The sequence below is a fragment of the Roseibium sp. JB4-4 genome (assembly GCF_055693425.1).
On record NZ_CM146333.1, the window covers coordinates 5,014,993 to 5,038,761 of the forward strand.

A 23,769-nucleotide genomic window follows, 5' to 3' on the forward strand; every position below is an offset into this window, starting at 1 on the left:
GCTGTCTGCCGATTGTGCGTTGGCGTGATAGTTCACTTTTGAAACTCCGAGCGGCTCAGATTCTGATTTCGTTATTTTTGCTGAATATGTTTGCGCGCATTGGATCGAAGCCGATGTCGATTCTGTCGCCTGTTTTGATGTTTGCCTGTCCGTCGAGTCTGACCCAAAGGGTATGGTTCTGTGCATTGACGCGTGCGAGGGTGTCGGATCCGAGGGGTTCGACGAGTTCGACGGATGCTGTCATGCGGACTGTGGCGTTTTGTGCTGCCTCGCCTGAGGTCATGTGTTCGGGGCGGATGCCGAACCAGGCTGGTTCCGGTTCTGGGCTTGTTTCCTTGAACTGATAGTCGCTCAAGGGGACGGTGAGTGTGCCGTTTGTGAAGCTGTAGGTTCCGCCGTCGGCTTTGAGCTCGCCCTCGAAGAAGTTCATGGTGGGGGATCCGATGAACTCGGCGACATATTTGCTGGCCGGCCGGTTGTAGATTTCGTTGGGCGATGCCAGCTGCAGAATGCGCCCGCCGCGCATGATGGCGATCCGGTCGGCCAGGGTCATGGCTTCGATCTGGTCATGGGTGACGTAGATCATGGTGTTCGTCAGCTTCTGGTGCAGCTGCTTGATCTCGACCCTGAGGTCGGCTCTGAGTTTTGCGTCGAGATTTGAGAGCGGCTCGTCGAAGAGGAAGACATCGGCATCGCGCACCAGGGCCCGTCCGATGGCCGCGCGCTGGCGCTGGCCTCCTGACAGGGCGGCGGGTTTGCGATCGAGAAGGGGTTCGATCTGCAGCACCTTGGCGGCGCGGTTGACCCGTTCCTCGATTTCCGCCTTTGGCAGGCCCGCATTCTTCAGGCCGAAGCTGAGATTGCCGGCAACGGTCATCTGCGGGTAAAGGGCATAGGACTGGAACACCATGCCGATGCCGCGCTTTGAGGGTTCTTCCCAGGTGACGTTCTTGCCGCCGATGAAGATCTGGCCGCCGGTGACATCGAGCAGGCCTGCGATGCAGTTGAGCAAGGTGGACTTGCCGCAGCCCGAGGATCCGAGCAGGACCAGGAATTCGCCCTTGCCGATCTCCAGGTTGAGATCCTTCAGCACGTCCAGGTGTCCGAAGCTTAAGGCGAGGTTCTTGACGGAGATACTTGTTTCCATTGTTTTCTCGTTAGCCTTTGACCGCTCCGGCGGCGATGCCGCGGACGAAGAGTTTGCCGGAGATGAAGTAGATGGTGAGGGGAACAAGGCCGGTGAGAATGGTGGCGGCCATGTTGACGTTGTATTCCTTCACCCCCTGGGTCGAGTTGACGATGTTGTTGAGCTGCACCGTCATCGGATAAAGGTCCGGCTTTGTGTAGATGACGCCGAACAGGAAGTCGTTCCAGATGCCGGTGACCTGCAGGATCATGGCGACGACGAAGATGGGCAGGCTCATGGGCACCATGATGCGGAAATAGATGCCCCAGAAGCCAGCGCCGTCGACGCGGGCGGCCTTGAAGAGTTCCTGCGGCACGGAGGCAAAATAGTTGCGGAAGAGCAGGGTCAGGATCGGCATGCCGAAGATGGTGTGCACGATGACCAGGCCTGTGAGGCTGCCGTAAAGGCCGATCTCGCGCAGCATGATGACGATCGGATAGATCATGACCTGATAGGGAATGAAGGCGCCGACGATCAGGATGGTGAAGAAGGTCTCCGAGCCCCTGAAGCGCCAGTTGGCGAGCGCATAGCCGTTGATCGAGGCGATGATGATCGACAGGATCACGGAAGGAATGAGGATGCGCACGGAGTTGAAGAAGCCGCGCGACAGGCCGTCGCAATTGAGGCCGGTGCAGGCTTCCGCCCAGGCCTTGACCCAGGGCTGGAAGGTGACCTCGACCGGGGGCGAGAAGATGTTGCCGAGACGGATCTCGGGCATGCCCTTGAGGGAGGTGACGACCATCACGTAAAGGGGCAGCAGATAGTAGAGCGAGACGACGATCAGCGTGCCGTAGATCATGATGTTGCGGCGGGACAGGATGTGCCGGGGTTTTGGACCTGAGGGGCCGGAAAGATATGCAGTATCAGCCACGACGCTTGCCTCCGAATTCGAGATAGGCCCAGGGAATGACGATGACGGCGACGGTGAGCAGCATCATGGTGGAGGCGGCAAAGCCCTGTCCGAGGTTCTGGGACAGGAACATGGCGTCATAGACGTATTTGGCCGGCACTTCCGAGGAGATGCCGGGCCCGCCGCCGGTCTGGGCAACGACCAGGTCATAGACCTTGATGATGCCGGAGGCGACAAGAACGATGGCGGTGATGAAGATGCCGCGCATCATGGGGATGACGATGAAGATGTAGGTCTTCCACATGGGGATGCCGTCGATCTTGGCAGCCTTCCAGATGTCCTCGTCAATGCCGCGCAACCCGGCCAGCATGAGGCACATGATGAGGCCGGTTCCCTGCCACAGGCCGGCAATCAGAATGCCGTAGATGACGATGTCGGGATTGTAGAGGGGGTCGAAGGCAAAGCTCTCCCAGCCCAGGCTGCGCACGACATGCTGGATGCCGAAATCCGGATTGAGGATCCATTGCCAGGCAAGGCCCGTGACGATGAAGCTGAGCGCGAAGGGATAGAGCAGGATGGTGCGGAAGGTGTCCTCAAAGCGGATCTTCTGATCGAGCAGGGCGGCCAGAATGAAGCCGATGAGGAGGGAGAAGACGAGGGAGAACCCGCCATAGATGGCCAGGTTCTCGATCGAGATCAGCCACTTGTTGCTGCTCCACAGGCGTTCGTACTGGCCAAAGCCGATGAACTTCTCCCGCGGCAGAAGCTTGGAGTTGGTGAAGGAGTAGAGAACCGTCCAGGCGGTTCCGCCGATAAAGACCACCAGGGCGGTGACGATCATCGGAATTGCCGCCACCTTGGCACTCAGGTTGCGGTGCCATCTGGCTGGGGCTGAGGTTGCGGCCATGCCTGTCTTCCTTGTCCCGTAAAAGCCTGCTTGCAGTGTCCCGGAAGTCCCTGCGCGCAGAAACTGCGCGCAGGGCTGGAGGACGCCGGTGCCCTCAAGTCCCCTTGACGGAACCGGCGGAGCCCGTTGTGCGGATCAGTCGGCGTTGGCGACGATCGAGGCGAACAGCTTCTGAGCGTCTTCAGCCGACATGGACGGGTTGTTGAAGAACTCGACGAACAGGTCGTTGACCTGCTGGTTGCTGTCAGCAGACATCAGCTGGTCGGTGCCCGGAATGATGTTGCCCTTGGCCAGGATCTCCAGACCCTTGCGCATGCAGTCATTGGCCGCCGACAGGTCGACATCGCCGCGCACCGGCAGAGACCCCTTCTTCAGGTTGAAGGCAACCTGTGTCTCCGGGGAAATCATGACCTTGGCGAGCTCGGCCTGGGCCGCGGAGATCTCCGGATCGTCCACTTGCGGGAAGTAGAAGGCGTCGCCGCCGGTCTGGATCACTTCGTTGACGCCAAGACCCGGCAGGCAGGTGTAATCCTTGCCGGCGACCTGATTGGCCACCTGGAACTCACCCTGGGCCCAGTCGCCCATGATCTGGCCGCCGGCCTTGCCGGTGATGACCATGTTTGTGGCATCGTTCCAGTTCTGAACGTTGGAATCCTTGGCCATGTCGCGGGCCGTTGCCGCAGCCTCAAAGACCTTGGCCAGTTCCGGACCACCTGCCAGATCGGCATCCTTGTCGCCGAACACCTTGGTGTAGGTCTCAGGACCTGCGAGCGCGGTCAGAAGGGTCTGGAAGGCAAGCGTGGTCTGCCAGGGCTGCTGGCCCATGGCGAGCGGCACGACACCGGCTTCCTGCAGCTTGGGCGCTGCGGCGACAAACTCGTCCCAGTTGGTCGGCACGGCCAGGCCGTTGTCTTCAAAAACGGCATTGTTGATCCACAGCCATTGCGGGGAATGAATGTTGACCGGCACGCAGTAGATCTTGCCGTCAAGCGTGCAGCTGTCGAGCAGGCTGGAGGGACGCACGAGCTCCGCCCAGTTGCCTTCCGCCGCCACGTCGCTGAGGTCGCGCATCAGGCCGGCTTCAACAAGCTCTTCTGCCTGACGGCCGTGGTTGAACTGGGTGGCGCCCATCGGATCGCCGCCCGTGATGCGGCTGATCATGATCGGACGCGCCGTGCCGCCAGAACCGGCAATCGCACCGTCAACCCACTTGTTGCCAGTCGCGTCAAACGCCTTCGCAAACTCAGCAACAGCCGCAGCCTCTCCACCAGACGTCCACCAATGCGTAACTTCCAAATCCGTCGCATGGGCAAAAGAAAGAGCAGCTGCGCTCACCGCAGTGGCCAGGAAAAGTCGTTTCATATTATCCTCCCAGATTTCTGATTGTTTATCGATAAACCTAAAGTCAATTGTGAGTCAAACTTTGAAGAGAAAATCTTCTAAGAGTAAGAAAAAAATAGAGAAAATGGAAGCGTCTTATTTTCTATTGTCAATGAATACAAAAGTGATATGACAAGAAGGGAAAACGTTATCATTCGGAGCTTCGGCTGAGTGAGTCCGTCAAAACAAGTCCGGCAAGTGAGGTCGTCGCTAAGGGTGTCCAAACAGTGTTGTCATCCAAGCGCTCATTTAGGCCTTCCAGCCTCCCAAAATCCAAAGTTCAATTTCAACTAGAAAGATCAAGCAATGCAATATCTGCATACGATGCTCAGGGTCAGCGACCTTGAACAATCCATGGCTTTTTTCGAGCTTCTTGGCTTCAAGGAAACTGCCCGATACGACGAACCTGAAGCACGCTTCACAATTGTCATGATGGCGCCTCCGGGAGGGGAGGATACGCCTGTTGAACTGACCTGGAACTATGATCCTGAGGAATTGGGGGAGGCAAGGTTCTTCGGTCATCTGGCTTATGAGGTCGATGACATTTATCGACTTTGTGAGGAACTGCAGGAGGCAGGTGTCACCATCAACCGTCCGCCGCGCGATGGCCGAATGGCCTTTGTGCGCACACCGGACAATCAGTCCATCGAGTTCCTGCAAAAGGGTGACCCGCTCGATGCAAGAGAACCGTGGGTGTCTATGGAAAATTCGGGGAAGTGGTAATATCCGGCAAATCAAGCCAGGTTCGCAGCATCGAGGCTACTTCTTGCCAGTAGCCTCGAGCAGGACCACGATCAGCCATGCGTTGTTGGTTTTTTGCAACCTTGTCTTGATCGGTTTGTTATTCCGATCTTGCTGGATAAGAAACCGAAGTCTGGTGAATTTGACCCAGTTCCTGCTCCGGATTATTGCCGCCCTGGCCATCCGTCCGGTCGTCCGGATTTGCCATTGCGGCCGCTGCAATCAATGCTGTCGCCAGGACGATGCCCAGAAGGATAGCCTGTAAGAGTGGACGGGCGTCACTCAATTCGTGTTTTTGGGAAGCAACTCTGCGTTTGCTCTGGTTTTGAACTCGAGACATGATCAACCAGTTTTCTCGGTGATGGGATATTTTGGGTTTTAGTGATTTTGCTCTGTCTGGTTCGAGGCCTGTGTCAATTCATCGAAAACGCGTCTGCCAAGCAGTTGCGTTAAAGCGACCATGGCGAGAAACGCTGCAAACGGAAGACCGATACCAGGCTCTAGCAGCAAGGTTGTTCCGAGCAAAAGGACCGTTGCCAAGAGGAACAGCAAGGCGAGTGGAAAGCCTGCTCCCATCAGTCTTTTCATTTGTGTTTGTGTTTTTTGAACCGACATCACGGCCTCCATCACTTTGGATGGTCGCAATCTGATTGAAAATTGCGCCGCCACGCAGACCTGAATCGGACTGAGGCTGTATGATTTCGTGACGATTTTGCGGCAAATTCGAATTGTGTGAAGACGCCGTTCAACGGCTCATTGTGCAGCGCGGCTGGACTATCGGTTTCGTTGCAATTCTTTGCTTGCTGCCCGCCCTGATCGTATTGGGTTTTGCCACCAAATGCCTGTAACGCGGTTCTGGCGTTTCCTGTGACCAGACGTGCTTGCTCTCTCAAACTATTCTCAGGCGATCAACCCGATTTGCCAATCGAGATATGCGCGGGTCTTATCGATGGCGTACGTCTCATGTATGCCACCAACCAAGGCTCGAAACCGTCCAGAGAGCAAGGAGCCTCCATATTTCGCATGGTGCTGGGCGAGAGCTGAATTTCTGCGCGACCAAAGACCAGTCTGATTTCAATTGCCGGACATTTCTTTATCCATGAAGTGTCAACAGTCGAGCTGTTTAAGTTGGTAAACAACTCATTTCATTTATTTTTGGAAGTGAATATATTTATAAATAATGTTGCTATTTCTACTTATCTTTTTGGATTTTACGGCAAGGTTTTAGTCTTTGTTTGCATTTGTCACACATAGTGTCTGTCACGGGAGAGCTTGCTAAAGACAGGTCAAGAGCGAAATGACGATGAATGCCGCACAAAGCGCACTCGCTGAGACTTCAACAGCTTCGAAAGCTGAACCGGTAAAGGCACCGGCGCTTGATGCAGACGGTCCGGCCCTCGCGCTTGCAGGCCTTCAGTTTTTCATTGCAGACATCAGCAAAAAGACCCTGATTTGGCATGAAATCGGTTCCCAGAGCTTCAATAGTGAAGTGACGGACCTCCAGGAAGCACCATCAAACCAAGCCTTGCGGCATTTGTCGCCAGAGGACCGGAAGACCATTTTGCATCTCGTGCAAGGTGCGATCAGAGACGGGCAGGCAGGACCGTTTGATGTGGGCGGTGGTCCCGATCATCGCATTCCCGGTATTCCAATCGTTGCATATCGGTACGAGTTACCGGATGGAAAAATCCTGGCAATCTGCTTTCCATCAATCGGACAAAGCGACGACAATCCCGGCCGGATCGCGCTCGGGTTGGCGCCTATCCTCCAGCACTTCGTTGCCTCATCAACGCGCGTCGTGTTGCTGGTCGATAATTTCGGTTACGTGCGATTTGCAAGCGACGGATTTCTGAAGAGTTTTCAAATTGAGGATGCCCGATTGATCCTCGGACGCAATATTGCCCACATACAAAACAGGGTCGGCCGGACGATCGTTTCCCTGTCGCTCGCATCGCTGACGCGACGCGCGAGCGCTACAGGCCGGGGCAAGTTTCTGCTGGCCAGCAATGAGAGCCTGGAGCTGAAATACGATGCCATGTATTTTCGGGTTGGCGGGACTGTGGGCGGCGTGCTTTTTTCAGCCGGTCATGCCGGTGGTGACGTCGACTTCACCAAGGTCTTTGAAGTCTGCAGTGCTCCAATGCTGGTGATCAACACCAAAACGCGCATGATCATTGCTGCGAATAACGCGGCCATGAAGACCTACCATCTGACATCCGACGCCATCGACAACCGGCCGATTACCGAAACTCTGCTTCATGCCAATGATTATCAGGCATTGATCGGATCCGCCAAGCAAAGCTCGGACGTCCCCTTGTCGGTTTCCGTGAGCAGCCTCAACGGTCAAACCAAGAAAAAACGTTTCAAGTGTGCGCTGATAGATGAAACCACAAATGAACCCAAGCTGATCCTGGAAACGAGAAGCTGAGGATCGCTCAATTCGTTTTCTTGGGCGGTATCCGCTTCAATTCGATCCGGACCCACATTTCATCCTTGGGCCCATTGCGTTCAAGGCGCGGGCCGGTGAACCCTAACGTGGAACCATAAGCGACAAAGTCTGGCAGTGTCCCCAGGATCTCCACGGATCTGACTTTTCTTTTTCCGAACAGATAGTCTGCTTCCAGCCGTAAGGTGAGCTTCTTGTCTTGCGAGACGACGCCTCGAAAATTGGCAAAGGGATTGCGGTCGTCCTGCCGCGAGGCGCCTGCGAGATTTGCCCAGTCCAACAGAAAAAACTGGCCATCGCGAAACCGAAGATCTGCCGATGATAAATGGGTTCTCGCATTCACCTGGTGGGGATCTTCCGGGTGCGGGTTGAAGCGATGCACCTGGAGCTGCCAGAGGCCATCCAGTACCTTTGGTGTTTCCTCAAATACCTTGATCAGTTGCAAGAGCGCTTTCTGGTCAACGTAACCGGTGTCCTCGATTTTGGTGGCAATCTGAAACTCGCGCAGGGCTGATCGCGACTTAGCGCCAAAGACGCCGTCTTCGGTCCCGGCGTCGTGGCCAAGCATATTCAGTGCCGTCTGAATTTTCCTGTAGCCCTCAATACCCAAACCCAGGCTTTGTTCGATAACGTCCGGCGCTGTACTGGCAACTGTCAGAGGTGCTCCCGTGCGGCTCGCTTCGCTCATGCGATCCAAAAGCGTCTGTGCTGATACGGTCAGTTCCGTCTGCTCTTGTGAGGCTCTGCTCGTGCCGGATGTCTTCTCCTGCTGCAGCTCTTTTAGAAGACTGTCAGCGACATCTGAGGCTGCGGTTTTCGGAAACTGCTCAAGGATAGTCCGGTAACCGATAACCGTATTGTTTCTGACAGCTTCCTTGAGTGCGAGTGTGGCAGCAGCTTCTCGTTCGACATCATTGTCATAGGTTACCACAGGGGCGACCAATGCGCTGTTGTGAAAGAAATAGAACTCTGAGGACATGGAAGCGACGACTTCCGGGCGCTGTTGATGTCCGGTTGCCTCCAGCACATCGCGAGTGACCCGTTTCAGCATGGTCGAGACTTCTATATTCGGAGTGACAATGTGCTTTGCAAGCGCAGTCGTGAAGGGTGAATTGTGGGTGTCGCCATCCAGCGCGACTTCATTCGGTTTCGTCGCGAATGCGACGAGGGAGTTGGCCGTTTGCTCAGGGATTGCCAGACCGCGGCTCAGACCCAGCGCACGCGCCCGGCCGGCCAGCTTTTGTCTCAGATTGTCGGCAAACGGATTGTTTCTGCAGGCATCAATGAAAACCAGGCTCAAAGGCACGTGCGTTTCCATCATTCCAATGATCTCGTTTAGGTTTTTGCCACTCGTGACAACATCCTGCTGATCAATGATGGCCGCGTCCGTTGCAAGCAGAAAGTTCTCTTCCCGAAACTGCATCCCATGCCCTGCATAATAGAACATGCCAGTTGATGCTGATTTCAGATCCGTTTCGAATTTTCTCAAGGCGGCGGTGAATTTTTCAAAGCTCGCGTCTCTGACCAGATGTACGCGAAAGCCGAGATCCGTCAGTTTGTCAGCGATCAGGGTCGCATCGTTGATGGGGTTGCTCAATTGCGTTGCATGGCGGTAGCTGGCATTTCCAACCACGAGCGCAACACGGTCGCTTTCGGCCATAGCAGCGACGGGCTGCCAGAGAAGGCACAGAACCAATAGACCAAGCAGTGTTGGTTTTTGCATTGAGCCCCCGATCGATGCACTGGACTTGAAGATGCCGTTTCTTCTTCCCTGGAACGATCATGGGACGGTGCAGCGTGACCCGTCAAGGCTTGGCGAACGCGACGTCATCATCAGAGTTGCGTCATAAGGCTTGCGCTAACCCGGGCTGCCGAAAACCGCAGCTGCAATGGGCTTGGCATTTTCTAAGTCATCGTAAGAGAAATGGCTCATGGGTCTTGTCATACTCGATCAGCGGTTTTAGGGTCCGCGCGCTGTTATTCCCGTTTCCCCCTGGAGGACATTATGGGCTTTCTTGCTGACGCATTGGCGCGTGTTCAACCTTCTGCGACCATCGCCGTCACCAACAAGGCGCGCGAGCTTAAAGCCGCAGGCCGCGATGTGATCGGTCTCGGTGCTGGCGAGCCGGATTTCGACACACCGGAAAACATCAAGGCGGCGGCCGTTAAGGCAATCAACGAAGGCAAGACCAAGTACACGGCTGTGGACGGTATCCCGGAGTTGAAGGCGGCTATTGTCGACAAGTTCAAGCGGGAAAACGGCCTTGACTATGAGACCAACCAGATCACCGTCGGAACCGGCGGCAAGCAGGTGCTTTATAATGCCCTGATTGCCACCTTGAACCCTGGTGACGAGGTCATCATCCCGACGCCGTACTGGGTCAGTTATCCTGATATGGTTCTTTTGGCTGGTGGTGAGCCGGTCATCGTGGAGGCTGACAAATCAACCTTCAAGATCACGCCTGAAGCTCTGGATGCGGCGATTACCTCGCGCACCAAGTGGCTTATCTTCAACTCGCCGTCCAACCCGTCGGGCGCGGCCTACACGAAGGCCGAGTTGCAGGCGCTTTGCGATGTGCTGGTCAAGCATCCTCAAGTCTGGATCATGACCGACGACATGTATGAGCACCTCGTCTACGACGATTTCCAGTTCACCACACCGGCGCAGGTGGAACCATCCCTTTATGATCGCACGTTGACGGTCAACGGTGTATCCAAGGCCTATGCCATGACCGGTTGGCGGATCGGCTATGCCGGCGGCCCCGCCGATCTCATCAAGGCAATGGCAAAGGTGCAGTCCCAATCGACATCAAACCCCTGTTCGATCGCCCAGTGGGCTGCGGTGGAAGCACTGAATGGAACACAGGATTTCATTCCGAAAAACAATGAAGTGTTCAAGGCGCGGCGTGATCTCGTTGTGTCCATGCTCAATCAGGCCAACGGCATCAGCTGTCCGGTTCCAGAAGGCGCGTTTTACGTGTTCCCGTCTTGTGCGGGAACGATTGGGCGCACTGCTCCTTCCGGAAAAGTGATCGAAACGGATGCGGACTTCGTCACTGAACTCCTTGAGACCGAGGGTGTTGCAGTTGTTCACGGTTCGGCATTTGGTCTTGGTCCGAACTTCCGAATTTCCTATGCGACGTCCACGGAAGCGCTTGAAGAGGCCTGCATGCGCATTCAGCGGTTCTGCGGTAACCTGAAATAGGTCATGTTGCCGATCGACAATTGACGGATAAAAGAGCGGCTTTTGCCGCTCTTTTTTGGATCAGATCTTGCTTTTGTTTGTGTTCCGGAACAGGAACCAGCCGGCCAGAAAAGCAATGAGATCGCCCAAAACAGTAACAAGTCGAAACAGGGCTGCTGCCAAAAGTGCGGCGTCCTGCATCTGCAGGCTGCTGAGCAATGCGAAGAGTGTCGCTTCGCGCGTTCCCAGCCCCCCGGCGAGCCAGGTGTCAGATAGCCAACGAGCCAGGAGAGAATTGCGCTGCCGGCGAGCGTTGCCACTGGCGCTGAGGAAAGCATCAGAAAAATCGCGGCAAATACTGCGCCAAGAAGTGCCATGAACAGAACGGACAGACAGAGGCTGAAGGACAGATCCAACAGGAAGGGCCGCAAATTCAAGCCAAGCCGGCTTGAGAAGACTATGCCGACCGCGCTGGAGGCCAGAACTGCAGCACTCCCCAACCACCACAGCCAAACTGGAATGAAGGGGAGGACGGAACTGAGCTGACCCGCACACCCCAGAATCAGGATTGCCACAATGGCTCCCAAGGGAATGATTGCGAGTTCAAGCAATGTTGCCTGAACGATCTGACCGTCTTTCAAACCGTTGCCGCGAACATAGAGCCCGCGACCGATCAGATGGGCTACATTGCCCGGAAGATATTTGGCAACCTGGGTGATCAGAAATGAAGCGTAGGCAAGCTTCCTTTGAAGGTTGCCGAAAAGTTTCAGGATCCAATGCCAACATTCTGCCAGGAGGAGCAGGGCAAGCGCATAAATGAGAGCGAGGCCAAAAAGGAACGCAACGTCTTGTCCTGTCGGGCGCCATTCGGAAATTCCGGACCAATGCTTGCGCAACTCGAATGCAAGAAAAATCAGTGCCGCCAAAAGCAAGCAGCGCCCCAGCCAAACGGCAAGCTTCTTCAGGCTTGCACGTTTGGCCAACGCTGTCATTTCTTGGTCCGGCGGGGTCCCCACGGTTTCAGCACCTTTATGTCTTTGCTGCGCTCTTCAGCGGAAATGTCAACAAGGTGGTCTCGTCCGGATAAGGGAGCGAAGGCGTCAAACCTGCAAGATGCCGGACAACCAGACCGGAGCCGGCGATAGACTGGCGGTAACGTTTGCGCCGGGAATTGTCGAAGACGATCAAACCGTCCGGCTTCAGGCGAGTGACGGCGTGTTCCAGACATGCAGCGCGTGCGCGGCCGTCAATGACGATGAGGTCAAAGGCTTCGTCCTGGTCGAGGATAGATTTGGAGTAGTTCTCGAAAGACAGTCCAATGTTACCGGGTTTGACCGAAAGATACTGTGGGTCGGTTTCCGCTTGCGCCTTTGAGGGTTCGATGAGGGCGTGCGAGAGGCTTGTTGCGCCATTGGCCTTTGCAAGCCTTGTGTGGACAAGAGAATGCCAGCCGGCGTCATGTTCTACGCTGACAACGGTTCCCGCACGCTTGGCCAGCCAAACGGTACTGGCACCCGACCCGTATTCAAAAACCCTTGCATTTGGCCTCGAAGCGAGGAAAGCCTCGGTTTCGTCGATTGCTCCATAAGTCCACCAAGGGACATCGAGGTCGATCAGGCCATCGATATCGTGAATGGCAAACAGACTTCTGAGCCAATGTGCCAACCGGTGTTTTTTTGCGGAAGACTGCAGCCAGGACAGCAGCCCTGTGGCTCGCGCAACGGGGTGAACGGCGCGGACTGCGCCGACATAGAGTTGTTTGGCACTAGGCATTGGTGTGATGGCCTTGGATAACGTCATTGTCCGATCCTTGGCGGACGGCAGATCCGCTCAATGTCAGCGTCTGAAAAGTCTTTCAGACCAGCCAGGTGCCGGCATTCTTCCATGCTCCAGAAAGGCTTGCTCTGAGGTGCCATCTGGAAGCCGCGAAGTTGAGCGACGGTGCTGGCGGACACGGCAATTCCCATCAGGAATGCGGCGATCAGCGTCGCCTTCAACAACAGTCCGGGCTTGTCTTCGGCGAACAGTTTTGCAATCGCAGATGCGCCCAAGAGCGCCAGCAGCGCGAGCAATGGCCAAAGATCGACCCGGTAACGCAGCGTTATTGTTCCGTAGGCAAGGGTCAAGCCCGCGATTGCGAACCCGCCTGCCAACGGTATGGCCATGCGACGCCAGAACTGTCTGCCTGCAGCCGGTGCACTGACGGCAAACAGTATCCAGAGGGGCCACAGGAACACCATGCCGACATAGGGACTTTCAACGCGGATAAAGCCGAGGTTTTCTGCCAGAGCCGATCTGACCGATCTGTGAAACGCTTCGCTGGCCTCCTGGAGAGAACCGGTCACGGCGGGAAGGTCGAACAGGTAGATCGCCGCGTTGTGCGGAATACGCTTCACATTGAACTTGCCGTGGTCCTTGAACGCCTGGGCTCTTTCGCTGTTTGTGTCTTCTGCACCCCAGTAGACAAATCCGTATTGAACGTCACTTTTGGAGAAACTGCCGTGGGTTTCGGTCGGGGACCCGAAGCGGGCTGCATTGAGACCGAGGTAGCCTGCGCCGCCAACGCCCAAAATGGCCAGGGCGAGTGCGATCCGCAGAAAATGCGCGCGCATCGACATCCAGGCGAGCGACCCAAGGACAAGCAGTGTTGCGAAATAGAGCCCGATCGCAACATTTGGCCTGGCGTGAAGCGCCAGCGCTGCAAGTGCGGCGCAGGGAAGGGCTGTCTTCCACAAAGGCCAGTCGCCAAAGACGACGTTGGCCCAGATCAATATGAACAGGCTTGTCGCTGCAAATGCCAGAGCGATGGGTTCGTGATAGAAGGATGTGCTTGCGCACAGCAAAAATCCCGGTGACCCGAACCAGATAGCAATGCCGAGCATTCGGCTGAGCGTGAGACCCCGACTGCCGAGCTGTTCAAGCGACCTTGATGTCGCCTTGTGGAACGCGGCGTGAAGACAGAGTGTCCCAAGGCAAGACCATAACCAGATTGCCAGCGGCGCAAGTGAATAGTTTTCAAAGGGCCAGATCCAGCCGAACAGGAAACGGGGTATCAGCGGCCCGATGCCGTGATAGAGATAGGCAACCCCGTCAGCAGTGTAATGACCTTCAAACTGCGCCACACGCGCAGGCAGGTCCATTCGCCCGTCCAAAAGGGCGAGGAAGTATTCGTCGTAGAGATTTTGCCCGAGTGGGAAGCCGTCCACGCTTTTCAGGAGACCGGTTGCCAGCAAAGCGTAAAGGACCATGCCGATTGCGATCAGGTCCCATGACTTTTTTAGCGGCATTGGACCGACTGACCCGGTGACCTCACTGGACATCGTCATTGCGCTGGCCACTGGATTGAAGTTGCGGGTTTGCCGAAGGCGGCAAAGTGTCTTGTTCCAGACGGCGAAGGCGCTGAAGCACAGATTCCGTCAATCGACGATTTGTTGCCAAAGCATCGCTCAGAAACGCTATGACGACTGTGATGTAGCCCGCCAGAAGAAACATGCTGCCCAGAACGAGCGACTGAATTCTGCCGTCACCATCGCCAATCGCATAAAAATAGAGAAATCTCAGAACCGGCAGAAGGCCGATTGTGATCATCAAGATGCCTGCCCATAGGAAAGCGCTGAGCGAACGATACATGAAATAGCTGCGCAGGATTGTTACGAGCTGTTTTTGCAAGAAACGAATAGTGGATTTTGCCAACCGAGAAGGGCGGGTTGTCGGGTTCGTCGACACAGGAACGGACACCACCTTCAGTCCGTGCTGGCCTGCGTGGATCAAGGTTTCGGTGGTATAGCTGAACCTGGTCATAACGTTGATGGTCAGAGCAGCGTCGCGGGAATAGGCCCTGAATCCGGAGACGGCGTCGCTTACATCGACTTGGGCGAGGCTGCGCACCACATGCGTCCCGAATTTTTGCAGCTGTCGTTTCGCCCAGGAAAATTCCCGATTTTCACCGGGATTGCGGTCACCAATTGCTATGTCAGCGCGGTTTTCGACGATGGGCCTGACAAGGTCTGGGATGGATGCACCTGAATACTGATTGTCCCCGTCCGTGTTGACGATGATGTCCGCTCCCAGATTGAGTGCGGATTCAATGCCGGACTGGAAGCTTCTCGCCAGACCCTTGTTGTGACCGTTTCGTATGATGTGGTCGACGCCGCAGGCGATCGCTGTTTCGACCGTGCTGTCGGTGGAGCCATCGTCAATGACCTGGATTTCAACTTTGTCGATACCTGGAATGGACCTGGGTATCTCCGCGACAACAAGCGGTAGCGTTTTTTCTTCGTTGAAACATGGAATTTGAACGATCAGTTTCATGAACGACACTATGCAATAATCTGACAAACGGGGCTTGAGTTTCCCTGCTGATGCACCAAACCGGGAAACTCATGCTCAAGCATCGTTACAATTAGATATTACAGTTTAAGAAATGGATAACTTCGTTGTTTTCGAATAGTTGATATTTTGCTGTTATTTATATTTGTGAATTTTAAGTATAACACTGAATTATATTATATATGTTCTTTCTGTCTTCCCGGTTCGACGATGTCCGAGATCGCCCTTCAAGCTTCTATCAAGTGAAGGTCAAGAATTGAAGGCTAAGGAGCAGGCAGGATTTGAAAGACCAAGCATCCAAGTTCGACTAATCGCGTCCTCTAAAACGCTGGGGTTCAGTGCACCAATCTGTATTTGTTTTGCTGTCGAATGGCTAGCAATCAGACTTTTCCGCCCGGCAGGTGTGCACGACTTATGCGTGTTTAATATTCTGCCGCGATTTTGACTTGATGCCGACCCATATGGTGACGATGGTCAGGTTTCTCTTCCTGAAAGCCTGCCAGCATTCAATACCAGGAGTTTCAGAATGTGTTTTTCAAGATTTGGTTTTGCGGTGGCTGCCGTTCTGTTTGCAGGAACGGCGCTCGCCTCTGAGAGTACACCAACGGTCGAAATCGGAACACTTAATTGTCTGGTCGAGGGAGAGCACAGTTTCATAGTTGGTTCTTCTGCTACGCTCGGCTGCAGTTTCAAACCTGTCGATGGAGGAGCGGTCGAGTACTACAAAGGAAAAGTACGCGATTATGGTCTTGATATCGGCACCACCAAGGAAGCCAACCTTGTTTGGGGCGTTCTGGCACCTTCCGCTGATCGCAAGCCGGGCCTATTGGCCGGAACGTATGGCGGCTTGACCGCAGGCGCGAGTTTGGGAGCAGGTATCAAAGCCAATGCCCTTATCGGAGGGCTGGACCGTTCTATTGCGCTGAACCCTTTCAGCCTGGAAAGTCAAACGGGCACCAACTTGACCATTGGCGTCAGTAAGCTGACGCTCGAGCCTATTAACTGAACCGAATTACAAAGCCCGTTCCTGGCCGGGAACGGGCTTTGCGATCAGTTTTCGTTTCAAATTCCGTTTGGCCGGCTACTTGTTCTGGCAGCTCTCATTTGCCCCCGCGCAAGGGGTTGATGAGATATCCGGACGAGTGTTGGCCCGATTGATCTGATCGGTTCTGTTCAGCCGGTTTGCCCCTTCAATCTGTTGACGGGTCGAAAACCCCGACTGTTGTCTGTTCCGGTTCTGGTTCAGCTGTTGCTGGGCTGAAGGAAGCAGCGACGAACCGGACTGCGGCAAGCCACGAAGCTGGTTGTTTTGTGCGCTCGCTGTTCCCGCGAGAACCGTAGAAAGAAGAAATACTGTTGCTGCAGTCATCCGGGTCATGGTGTTTGTTCCTGGTAGTAACCAAGGCGAGGGGCTCACCAAGTATCATGCGTATCAGCTCACGCCTGCAGAATGTAGACGTTCTCGCTCGCCAGCCCTGACGGCGATTTCTGTCGACCTGGCAGAGGTGACGGGCAGAGTATGCACACACCTTTGCTGATCGTCATCTTTGTATCCGCGTCAGACTGATGCATATGTGGGAAACTGATTGCCCGTATTCCAGCGGAAACGCGGACCAGGCATCAATCGAATTGTTGCGCTGCGTCATCAATTCTCCTTGCGTTCTGCTCACTTTCGGCGCGACCATGAAGAACCGCCCCCGGTCGATGTGCCTTTCAGTTGGGGCTTGGTGCTTCAGAGTACCGGGTTTTTGGGCCTTCGATCCCATCCGGGCGAGACGCGGCGGGCCCGCGTCCAACCGAACCGGCCTTGCCGCGTAGTTTTAGGGCTCCCCCTCAAACACGAGAGGCAAATTATGGCAATCGGAACAAACGGAAAAGGAAACGCCGCCGGCACTACGCCGCGCTGTATTGCACTCGTCGGTCCGTTCGGCAGTGGCAAAACCAGCTTGCTGGAAGCTCTTCTCGCGCGAACCGAGAAGGTTGCGCGTCAGGGCTCAATCTCGGATGGCAACACGGTAGGCGACGCTTCACCGGAGGCGCGCGCGCATGGGATGAGCGTTGAAATAAATGTCGCCAATGCAGACTATCTGGGCGACCACTTCGTCTTTGTCGACTGTCCGGGATCAGTCGAATTCCTGAGCGAGATGGACGGAGCCCTTAGCGGCGCTGACATGGCCATTGTCGTCGCGGAGGATGACGAACGCAAGGTTCCCGCCTTGCAAGTGATCCTGAAAGCCCTTGAAGCCCGCGCCATTCCGCGGGTTTTGTTTTTGAACAAGATCGACAAAAGCACCCGCCGGGTGAGAGACGTGCTCAGCGTGTTGCAGCCAGCCTCAGCGGTTCCGTTGGTGCTTCGACAAATACCCATCTGGGAAGACGGCCATGCGACCGGGTTTATCGACCTGGCGCTTGAAAGGGCTCATGTCTATCACGAGAAGGAACCAAGCACGCAGATTGACATGTCTGATGAAGATCTGGCGCGTGAACATGAAGCGCGTTTCACCATGCTGGAGCACCTTGCGGACCACGATGACGACCTGATGGAAGCCCTTTTGGAAGACATTGCACCGGATCGCGATCAGATTTTTGCCGATCTCGTCAATGAAATGCAGGATGGTCTTATCTGTCCGGTCTTTTTCGGGTCGGCCGAACACGGAAACGGTGTCAGCAAGCTGTTGAAAGCACTTCGTCATGAAGTTCCGGGTGTCGATCGACTGAGAGAACGTTTACTGGACGGCGACAAGAGGGCAGCCCTGCAGGTGATCAAAACGCTGCACACACAACATGGCGGGAAACTATCCATTGCGCGCCTTCTGGACGGGCAGCTTTCCGACGGTGACAGCCTGTTTCTCAATGGAGATACCGAAGTCAAGGTATCTGGTCTTTTCAACGTTTTCGGCCAGCACGCTGCCAAAATCGCAACGGCAAATAAAGGAGATCTGGTCGCCCTTGGTCGGCTCGAACATGTTCAGACGGGTGACCTGATTGCCTTTGAGGCAGGTAAAATCGCAGCCAAGCCGGCAGACGAGAGGCGAAGTCCGGTGCTAGCAACAGCAATTGCCGCTGCGCAGCGCAAAGATGAGGTTCGACTGTCGACCGCACTGACAAAGCTTGCCGAGGAAGATCCGTCACTTACGATCAGTCAGAACCAGACAACGGCGGAAACGTTGTTGGCGGGGCAGGGTGAAATGCATCTGCGAGTTGCCCAGGAAAGGCTTGCCGGCAAATACGGGCTGGACATAGCTGCCCATGCGCCGCATGTGCCTTATGCCGAGACGATCCGGACCAGCACAAAGGTGCGCGGCCGGCACAAGAAGCAATCTGGCGGGCACGGTCAGTTTGGCGATGTCGTGCTTCAGATCTCACCCCTGCCCAGGGGAGAAGGTCTTCAATTCAGCGACACGATCACCGGTGGTGTGGTTCCCAAACAGTACATTCCATCGGTGCGGGACGGCGTGATGGACGCGCTTGGACAAGGTCCGCTTGGTTTCCCGGTGGTCGATGTTTCCATCTGCCTGACGGACGGTTCTTATCATTCTGTCGACAGCTCCGATCAGGCATTCAAGATGGCAGGTATCCTTGCCATTCGTGAAGGACTTAAGGATTGCAAACCGGTGCTGCTCGAGCCGATCCATAAAGTGACGATAGCCTGTCCCAATGACGCAACTGCCCGGGTGAATGCGATAGTCTCGGCCAGACGGGGGCAGCTGCTCGGGTTCGACGCCAGACCGAACTGGCCTGGTTGGGACGAGGTTCAGGCCCTGATGCCTGAATCGGAGATCAGTGATCTGATCGTCGAGCTGCGTTCTGCAACGGCAGGCGTCGCCAGCTATATGTCGGCGTTCGACCATCTGGCGGAGCTTTCCGGAAAGGCGGCTGATCAGGCTTTGCAAAGGTCAGGCAAGCAGGCGGCCTGATGCTGGATTCGTGACTTAATGAGAGGGGCCTTTCCCCTCTCATTCTCCTCTTATTGCTGCCCGTCTTTTGCAGCTGCAACCCTGCTTTCGATTGGCTGTCATCCGGATCAGCAGGTTTTCATTGGCAAACAGTCCGAATTGAATTGCCGCAAGCATGGGATTGTTCTGGAAAACTGCGTCATTCACTTTCGTATTGCTAATGGTCACCAGGGCGTTATTTGCCATTGAACACCGATTTCGGTTCTCTTCTGGGCAAACAGGAGCCTGAGAATGAATATTTTGAAAAAGCGCAGCTGGGCGATGCCCGAGCGTGACGCGACGCCGGAACATGTCTTCCTGAACCGTCGGCAGATCCTTGCAGGTCTGGCCGGTGGCGGCGCTCTGCTGGGCACCGGTCTCGGTCTACGCCCGGCCTTTGCCGAAGAAGATCCAAGCGCCGGCCTCTATCCGGTGAAGCGCAATCCGACCTTCACACTTGATCGCGACCTAACTGACGAGGAAGACGCGTCCACATATAACAACTTTTATGAGTTCGGCTCGCACAAGCAGATCTGGCAAGCCGCACAGGAGCTCCAGATTCGGCCGTGGACCGTCACGCTAGACGGACTTGTCGACAATCCGCAGATCGTGGATATCGACAAGCTGCTGAGCCAAATGCCGCTCGAAGAGAGGCTCTATCGTCATCGCTGCGTGGAAGCCTGGTCGATGGCGGTTCCATGGTCGGGTTTCGAGCTTTCGGAGCTGGTGAAACTGGCGAGCCCCAAATCAAATGCGAAGTACCTTCGATTTGAAACCTTCCATGACCCGTCAGTCGCAAGCGGACAGAAACAGTCATGGTACCCGTGGCCATATGTTGAGGGACTGACGCTGGAAGAAGCCACCAACGAATTGACCTTCATGGCGACAGGCGTTTACGGCAAACCGCTCGCAAAGCAGTTTGGGGCGCCGATCCGTCTGGTCACACCGTGGAAATACGGTTTCAAGTCCATCAAATCTATCGTACGCATCACCTTCACCGAGGAGCGGCCTGTCAGTTTCTGGGAAGAAATTCAGCCCAAGGAATACGGCTTCTGGGCAAATGTGAACCCTTCGGTTCCGCACCGCCGCTGGCCACAGGACTCCGAGCGCCTGCTTGGGACGGATCAACGCCGACAGACACTTCTTTATAACGGCTATGAAGAACAGGTTGCCGGGATCTACAAAAACATGAAGGGCGAATTGCTGTTCATGTAAATGCCGATTGGCGCATTGTGCGCTGCAATAGAGTATTGGCAAAAAAAGAGCCGGGTCTTTAAGGACCCGGCAGTTTGTTTTGATTCACTGATAACAGTAGAATCACCTTCCAGAGGGGAACAGCTGGTCTAGACATCACTGGGAGGAGGACGTGATGCCCGCGTGACCAACAGTAGTGCTTATATGCAGTGCACAAGCTGCATAAACAAGAGGCAGCCGCGCAGACCTGCTATGCGTTTTTCGCAAGGCTGGTGTTCAGAAAATCTGGCGACAATTTAAGCTCAGTAAATTCAATGTTTTAGAGGGTGTGCTTTGAGGCGGCAGATCGCTTTCAAGCACCAATTTTGTATAAAATTATTTTTGGACAACGCGAAATATGATGTTCAATTCCGCAGATGCTCCTGGACCAATTGCTCAAATTCTGCCCCCCGGGAGCCTGAAATACGGGCATTTCAGGGGTGAGTGGACGGAGGTTTGAGGACACTTTGGGAAGGTTGCCAGGTCAATAAACCCAATTCTCTGCATTGGTCAGCAAGAACTCACGAAAGGCAGTGACCCGCGCTGTGTTCTTGAGTTCCGAAGGGTAGACGAAATAGGTGTCGAAAGACGGCACCTTGTCTTCCTCTTCCGTGATCACCGGTACCATGTTGGACGCATGATCGATGATATAATCCGGCAGCATCGCAATGCCGACACCTGATTGAACAGCCCGCTTTATGGCAACCAGATTGTTCACCTTGAGTGCAGAACGACGTGGGTCGGTCGCGTTTCGTCCGGCGGTCTCCAGCCAATTCATGGAACGCAAATAGGCAGGTGCCTGTTCACCAAATGTGATGATGCGGTGGTTGTCGATGTCTTCGATCGTTGACGGTGCTCCAAAGCGGTGGAGATATTCGGGTGCCGCAAACACGTGAAAATGCACGGTGAAGAGTTTGCGCTGAATCAGGTCCGGTTGGGTGGGCTGGCGCAACCGAATGGCCACATCAGCTTCGCGCATGCCGAGATCAAGCTCGTCATCGTCGAAAATCAGATGAAGGTCGACGTCTGGATAGAGATCGATGAAGTTCTTGATGCGGGACGTGAGCCAGGTGGACCCCAGACCAACCGTAGTAGTGACGCGCAGCGCTCCGGAAGGTTTTTCCTTACTGTCGGTCAGGCTGGTCTGAACCGCTTCGAGTTTCATTAAAACATCCGAAGCGGTGCGATAGAGCAGCTCGCCTTGTTCCGTCAGCAAAAGACCGCGTGCGTGGCGATGAAAGAGCGGGACACCAAGATCCTGCTCCAGCGCACTGACCTGCCGGCTGACGGCGGACTGGCTCATATGCAGGCTATCGCCAGCGTGGGTGAAGCTGCCTGCTTGAGCGGCCGCATGAAAAATTCGCAGTTTGTCCCAATCCATGCGTGCCCCTCCACAGGACGTAATGGGCCCGGCACATTCGGGCCCGGTGGCGGACTATTCAGCCGCCTGTTGGGTGGATTCGGCCTCGTGTTCGGCCAAAAATTTCTCCGCTTCAAGCGCTGCCATACAGCCCATACCGGCGGCGGTGACAGCCTGGCGATAGATGTCATCTGTTACATCGCCAGCTGCATAAACGCCCGGAATGGAGGTCTTTGTCGAATCTGGAGCCGTTTCCAGGTAACCGTTGGGCTTTAACCCAAGCTGGTCCTTGAAGAGTTCCACGGAAGGCGCGTGACCGATGGCAATGAAAACGCCGTCCGCGGAGATATCCTGAGTGCCGCCGGTCTGGGTGTTCTTGAGGCGCACGCCAGTCACAGCTTTCGGTTCGCCTCCACCAAGAATTTCATCAACCTGATGATCCCAGATCACTTCAATTTTCGGGTTCTTGAACAGACGATCCTGCAGGATCTTTTCTGCACGCAGATTGTCTCTGCGGTGGACCAGGGTAACCTTGGACGCAAGATTTGCCAGGTAAAGCGCTTCTTCAACTGCCGTGTTGCCGCCGCCGACAACCACGACTTCCTTGTTGCGGTAAAAGAAGCCGTCGCATGTCGCACAAGCCGAAACGCCTGCGCCCATATAGTCCTGTTCCGAAGGCAGTCCGAGCCAGCGTGCTTGTGCTCCGGTGGCGACAACAAGTGTATCGGCTGTGAAGACAGTACCGCTGTCGGCCTCCAGGCGGAATGGACGCTGCGAAAGGTCGGCCTTTGTGATTGTGTCGTAGACAATCTTCGTGCCGACGTTTTCAGCTTGCTTTTGCATCTGCTCCATCAGCCATGGACCCATCACGGGATCAGCGAATCCGGGGTAGTTTTCAACGTCCGTCGTGATGGTCAGCTGTCCGCCAGGCTGAATGCCAGCGACAAGCGTCGGCTCGATCATTGCGCGCGCAGCATAAATGGCAGCCGTGTATCCGGCCGGCCCGGAGCCGATGATCAGAAGTTTGCTGTGTTCAGTGCTCATGGTCGCCCCTAAGTCCTGTTCAAGTGTTCTTGCCTGGCGGCGAAAGGTTAGTCTGCCGGCTCGTGTTTGTCGTTCCGCCGCAGCGCCGCGTAATCGGCGAGAATGCGTTCGGCAATCACGGGCGTGGCGTCTATCGGCTCGTAGGTAGTGGTTTTCAGCGGACCTGGAAAGGGGTGAATCGCACCAAGACGCTGCAAAGTCCCCAAAAACCGGGTGATCTTTGCGTGACCACCACCTGGATGAAAGACATGGATGGGTCTGCCGGTGGCAGTCGCCTCGCCGATCATGTTGGTAGAGTCCGCCGTGGCAACGATGGCATCGGCTTTGGCGAGAAAAGTCCCATAGGGGTTGGGAAGTTCACCCGTCCAATAGATATGTCCGCCGGACTTGGCGAGACTGGCAAGACCATACGCCAGCCCTGGTGGCGTGCGCCGGGAAGCGGTGATCATCAGACCGGCGCCTTGGTGGGCAATTTCCCTCAAACCGCTTAGGAGGAGGTTCTGGTCGTCTTCGCTGTAAGTGTGATGCCGGCTGTCACCGCCGATCAGCACCGCGACGCGCGGTCTCGCCAGTTTGTCTATTTCCGGTGACTTTTGTGCTCTCAGGCCATCCAGTTTTGATACCGAGAAGCGATGTGGAGAGGTCGGTGTTACAAGAACATTGCGACCACGCAATGCGTCGTGCTCCGGAACCCAGATCAAATCTGCGCTGTCAGGCCCTGTCCGTGGGTCCTTCAGGAAAACCGTAAATGTGTGTCCATTGGAGCGTCGCTTGATACGCCTAAGATAGGCTGCTGCCCGGCGACCGGACGCGATTGCCAAGTCCGGGTAGGGAGGGGCGATCGGGCTATTGGGCCTGTTCTCCCACTCACGAGGGTCAGTTGGGCCAAAAGGTAGCCACCAGGAAAAGGGAGCGCGTGGAGAGATTGTGCGGATTTCGAAGGGAACGCAAAGAGCTTCGGCAACGCCGGTACATTGCGCAAGATCACCGGCCTTGCCGTCTGTGAGAACCCAAATCGAGGATGGGGAAATCTCCGGCATGGTTCGCATTGTCGGGAGGGGTTCCCCTATCGTAATCTTTCGAAATCGTGCGCAATTTTGTTATAGTCTTGCACAAACGCGCAAAAAATCATACTCCGGCACAAGAATTGACACGTTAGCGCGAGACGGTTCGC

General features: G+C 55.3%; 21 protein-coding genes. 6 read left to right on the forward strand and 15 right to left on the reverse strand.

The annotated features are described in order from the left end of the window. Nucleotides 1-55: 55 nt before the first annotated feature. The 4 genes from ACZ1HV_RS23515 to ACZ1HV_RS23530 all read right to left on the reverse strand — a co-directional run bounded on the left by ACZ1HV_RS23515 (nt 56) and on the right by ACZ1HV_RS23530 (nt 4,305). Nucleotides 56-1,147 carry an ABC transporter ATP-binding protein gene (locus ACZ1HV_RS23515; RefSeq protein ID WP_472716486.1) on the reverse strand — a complete coding sequence of 364 codons (1,092 nt, stop codon included), beginning with the start codon at nt 1,145-1,147 and terminating at the stop codon, nt 56-58. Between the two features lie 10 nt (nt 1,148-1,157). Further along, nucleotides 1,158-2,057: a carbohydrate ABC transporter permease gene (locus ACZ1HV_RS23520; protein ID WP_472715607.1), complete on the reverse strand. Its 900-nt coding sequence runs from the start codon at nt 2,055-2,057 to the stop codon at nt 1,158-1,160. Next, nucleotides 2,050-2,943 (reverse strand): carbohydrate ABC transporter permease, encoded by an 894-nt coding sequence (locus ACZ1HV_RS23525; protein ID WP_298967020.1) that lies wholly within the window; start codon nt 2,941-2,943, stop codon nt 2,050-2,052. Before ACZ1HV_RS23525 ends, ACZ1HV_RS23520 begins: the two co-directional genes overlap by 8 nt. Nucleotides 2,944-3,078: 135 nt before the next feature. After that, the gene (locus ACZ1HV_RS23530; RefSeq protein ID WP_472716487.1) at nt 3,079-4,305 is read right to left on the reverse strand and encodes an ABC transporter substrate-binding protein; all 1,227 of its coding nucleotides are present in this window, start codon (nt 4,303-4,305) and stop codon (nt 3,079-3,081) included. 324 nt (nt 4,306-4,629) lie between these two features. Here ACZ1HV_RS23530 and ACZ1HV_RS23535 point away from each other — a divergent pair, with 324 nt between their 5' ends. Beyond that, nucleotides 4,630-5,046 (forward strand): VOC family protein, encoded by a 417-nt coding sequence (locus ACZ1HV_RS23535; protein ID WP_472716488.1) that lies wholly within the window; start codon nt 4,630-4,632, stop codon nt 5,044-5,046. 118 nt (nt 5,047-5,164) lie between these two features. On the opposite strand, the gene ACZ1HV_RS23540 is transcribed toward ACZ1HV_RS23535, so the two are convergent. After that, nucleotides 5,165-5,404 (reverse strand): hypothetical protein, encoded by a 240-nt coding sequence (locus tag ACZ1HV_RS23540; protein WP_298821692.1) that lies wholly within the window; start codon nt 5,402-5,404, stop codon nt 5,165-5,167. A gap of 38 nt (nt 5,405-5,442) precedes the next feature. Further along, entirely contained in the window at nt 5,443-5,679 is a 237-nt protein-coding gene (locus ACZ1HV_RS23545; protein WP_298821694.1) for a hypothetical protein, read from the reverse strand. A 682-nt stretch (nt 5,680-6,361) separates the two neighbouring features. On the opposite strand from ACZ1HV_RS23545, the gene ACZ1HV_RS23550 reads away from it, so the two are divergent. Then, entirely contained in the window at nt 6,362-7,492 is a 1,131-nt protein-coding gene (locus ACZ1HV_RS23550; protein ID WP_298821696.1) for a hypothetical protein, read from the forward strand. 7 nt (nt 7,493-7,499) lie between these two features. Here ACZ1HV_RS23550 and ACZ1HV_RS23555 read toward each other — a convergent pair whose 3' ends face one another. Beyond that, nucleotides 7,500-9,233: a caspase family protein gene (locus tag ACZ1HV_RS23555; protein WP_472716489.1), complete on the reverse strand. Its 1,734-nt coding sequence runs from the start codon at nt 9,231-9,233 to the stop codon at nt 7,500-7,502. A gap of 282 nt (nt 9,234-9,515) precedes the next feature. On the opposite strand from ACZ1HV_RS23555, the gene ACZ1HV_RS23560 reads away from it, so the two are divergent. Further along, nucleotides 9,516-10,715 (forward strand): pyridoxal phosphate-dependent aminotransferase, encoded by a 1,200-nt coding sequence (locus ACZ1HV_RS23560; RefSeq protein ID WP_298963739.1) that lies wholly within the window; start codon nt 9,516-9,518, stop codon nt 10,713-10,715. Here ACZ1HV_RS23560 and ACZ1HV_RS23565 read toward each other — a convergent pair. From ACZ1HV_RS23565 to ACZ1HV_RS23580, 4 genes are read right to left on the reverse strand one after another with little or no spacing between them, the layout of a single operon-like run. Continuing rightward, complete coding sequence (locus ACZ1HV_RS23565) at nt 10,688-11,686, reverse strand: hypothetical protein (protein ID WP_472716490.1); 999 nt, start codon at nt 11,684-11,686, stop codon at nt 10,688-10,690. The two genes, ACZ1HV_RS23560 and ACZ1HV_RS23565, sit on opposite strands and share 28 nt — an antisense overlap. Nucleotides 11,687-11,723: 37 nt before the next feature. Beyond that, nucleotides 11,724-12,494, reverse strand: coding sequence for a class I SAM-dependent methyltransferase (locus ACZ1HV_RS23570; RefSeq protein WP_472716491.1), 771 nt, complete (start codon nt 12,492-12,494; stop codon nt 11,724-11,726). Then, on the reverse strand, nt 12,491-14,020 hold the full coding sequence (locus ACZ1HV_RS23575) for a hypothetical protein (RefSeq protein ID WP_472716492.1): 1,530 nt from the start codon (nt 14,018-14,020) through the stop codon (nt 12,491-12,493). The genes ACZ1HV_RS23570 and ACZ1HV_RS23575 overlap by 4 nt, the downstream gene beginning before the upstream one ends. After that, complete coding sequence (locus ACZ1HV_RS23580; protein ID WP_298963743.1) at nt 14,004-15,005, reverse strand: glycosyltransferase family 2 protein; 1,002 nt, start codon at nt 15,003-15,005, stop codon at nt 14,004-14,006. The genes ACZ1HV_RS23575 and ACZ1HV_RS23580 overlap by 17 nt, the downstream gene beginning before the upstream one ends. Before the next feature lie 544 nt (nt 15,006-15,549). Here ACZ1HV_RS23580 and ACZ1HV_RS23585 point away from each other — a divergent pair. Next, nucleotides 15,550-16,029, forward strand: a complete 480-nt coding sequence (locus ACZ1HV_RS23585; RefSeq protein ID WP_298821713.1) for a DUF992 domain-containing protein — start codon at nt 15,550-15,552, stop codon at nt 16,027-16,029. A 75-nt stretch (nt 16,030-16,104) separates the two neighbouring features. On the opposite strand, the gene ACZ1HV_RS23590 is transcribed toward ACZ1HV_RS23585, so the two are convergent. Beyond that, nucleotides 16,105-16,401, reverse strand: a complete 297-nt coding sequence (locus ACZ1HV_RS23590) for a hypothetical protein (RefSeq protein WP_298963745.1) — start codon at nt 16,399-16,401, stop codon at nt 16,105-16,107. Between the two features lie 475 nt (nt 16,402-16,876). Between ACZ1HV_RS23590 and ACZ1HV_RS23595 the strand changes: the two genes are divergently transcribed. Continuing rightward, the gene (locus ACZ1HV_RS23595; protein ID WP_472716493.1) at nt 16,877-18,940 is read left to right on the forward strand and encodes an elongation factor G; all 2,064 of its coding nucleotides are present in this window, start codon (nt 16,877-16,879) and stop codon (nt 18,938-18,940) included. Nucleotides 18,941-19,210: 270 nt separating this feature from the next. Next, nucleotides 19,211-20,173 (forward strand): protein-methionine-sulfoxide reductase catalytic subunit MsrP, encoded by a 963-nt coding sequence (gene msrP / locus ACZ1HV_RS23600; protein WP_298821720.1) that lies wholly within the window; start codon nt 19,211-19,213, stop codon nt 20,171-20,173. A 502-nt stretch (nt 20,174-20,675) separates the two neighbouring features. Here msrP and ACZ1HV_RS23605 read toward each other — a convergent pair. The 3 genes from ACZ1HV_RS23605 to ACZ1HV_RS23615 are packed head-to-tail and all read right to left on the reverse strand — an operon-like array spanning nt 20,676 to nt 23,644. Next, nucleotides 20,676-21,572, reverse strand: a complete 897-nt coding sequence (locus ACZ1HV_RS23605) for a LysR family transcriptional regulator (RefSeq protein WP_298821722.1) — start codon at nt 21,570-21,572, stop codon at nt 20,676-20,678. 54 nt (nt 21,573-21,626) lie between these two features. Next, nucleotides 21,627-22,595, reverse strand: a complete 969-nt coding sequence (trxB, locus tag ACZ1HV_RS23610; protein WP_472716494.1) for a thioredoxin-disulfide reductase — start codon at nt 22,593-22,595, stop codon at nt 21,627-21,629. A 47-nt stretch (nt 22,596-22,642) separates the two neighbouring features. Continuing rightward, nucleotides 22,643-23,644 (reverse strand): mitochondrial fission ELM1 family protein, encoded by a 1,002-nt coding sequence (locus tag ACZ1HV_RS23615; RefSeq protein WP_472716495.1) that lies wholly within the window; start codon nt 23,642-23,644, stop codon nt 22,643-22,645. Nucleotides 23,645-23,769 lie beyond the last annotated feature (125 nt).

What these genes read in the sequence shown, in the direction of transcription:
- ACZ1HV_RS23515 (WP_472716486.1), bottom strand. Translation starts at nt 1,147, where the DNA reads ATGGAAACAAGTATCTCCGTCAAGAACCTCGCCTTAAGCTTCGGACAC.
- ACZ1HV_RS23525 (WP_298967020.1), bottom strand. Translation starts at nt 2,943, where the DNA reads ATGGCCGCAACCTCAGCCCCAGCCAGATGGCACCGCAACCTGAGTGCC.
- ACZ1HV_RS23530 (WP_472716487.1), bottom strand. Translation starts at nt 4,305, where the DNA reads ATGAAACGACTTTTCCTGGCCACTGCGGTGAGCGCAGCTGCTCTTTCT.
- ACZ1HV_RS23535 (WP_472716488.1), top strand. Translation starts at nt 4,630, where the DNA reads ATGCAATATCTGCATACGATGCTCAGGGTCAGCGACCTTGAACAATCC.
- ACZ1HV_RS23540 (WP_298821692.1), bottom strand. Translation starts at nt 5,404, where the DNA reads ATGTCTCGAGTTCAAAACCAGAGCAAACGCAGAGTTGCTTCCCAAAAA.
- ACZ1HV_RS23545 (WP_298821694.1), bottom strand. Translation starts at nt 5,679, where the DNA reads ATGTCGGTTCAAAAAACACAAACACAAATGAAAAGACTGATGGGAGCA.
- ACZ1HV_RS23550 (WP_298821696.1), top strand. Translation starts at nt 6,362, where the DNA reads ATGACGATGAATGCCGCACAAAGCGCACTCGCTGAGACTTCAACAGCT.
- ACZ1HV_RS23555 (WP_472716489.1), bottom strand. Translation starts at nt 9,233, where the DNA reads ATGCAAAAACCAACACTGCTTGGTCTATTGGTTCTGTGCCTTCTCTGG.
- ACZ1HV_RS23560 (WP_298963739.1), top strand. Translation starts at nt 9,516, where the DNA reads ATGGGCTTTCTTGCTGACGCATTGGCGCGTGTTCAACCTTCTGCGACC.
- ACZ1HV_RS23565 (WP_472716490.1), bottom strand. Translation starts at nt 11,686, where the DNA reads ATGACAGCGTTGGCCAAACGTGCAAGCCTGAAGAAGCTTGCCGTTTGG.
- ACZ1HV_RS23570 (WP_472716491.1), bottom strand. Translation starts at nt 12,494, where the DNA reads ATGACGTTATCCAAGGCCATCACACCAATGCCTAGTGCCAAACAACTC.
- ACZ1HV_RS23575 (WP_472716492.1), bottom strand. Translation starts at nt 14,020, where the DNA reads ATGACGATGTCCAGTGAGGTCACCGGGTCAGTCGGTCCAATGCCGCTA.
- ACZ1HV_RS23580 (WP_298963743.1), bottom strand. Translation starts at nt 15,005, where the DNA reads ATGAAACTGATCGTTCAAATTCCATGTTTCAACGAAGAAAAAACGCTA.
- ACZ1HV_RS23585 (WP_298821713.1), top strand. Translation starts at nt 15,550, where the DNA reads ATGTGTTTTTCAAGATTTGGTTTTGCGGTGGCTGCCGTTCTGTTTGCA.
- ACZ1HV_RS23590 (WP_298963745.1), bottom strand. Translation starts at nt 16,401, where the DNA reads ATGACCCGGATGACTGCAGCAACAGTATTTCTTCTTTCTACGGTTCTC.
- ACZ1HV_RS23595 (WP_472716493.1), top strand. Translation starts at nt 16,877, where the DNA reads ATGGCAATCGGAACAAACGGAAAAGGAAACGCCGCCGGCACTACGCCG.
- msrP (WP_298821720.1), top strand. Translation starts at nt 19,211, where the DNA reads ATGAATATTTTGAAAAAGCGCAGCTGGGCGATGCCCGAGCGTGACGCG.
- ACZ1HV_RS23605 (WP_298821722.1), bottom strand. Translation starts at nt 21,572, where the DNA reads ATGGATTGGGACAAACTGCGAATTTTTCATGCGGCCGCTCAAGCAGGC.
- trxB (WP_472716494.1), bottom strand. Translation starts at nt 22,595, where the DNA reads ATGAGCACTGAACACAGCAAACTTCTGATCATCGGCTCCGGGCCGGCC.
- ACZ1HV_RS23615 (WP_472716495.1), bottom strand. Translation starts at nt 23,644, where the DNA reads ATGCGAACCATGCCGGAGATTTCCCCATCCTCGATTTGGGTTCTCACA.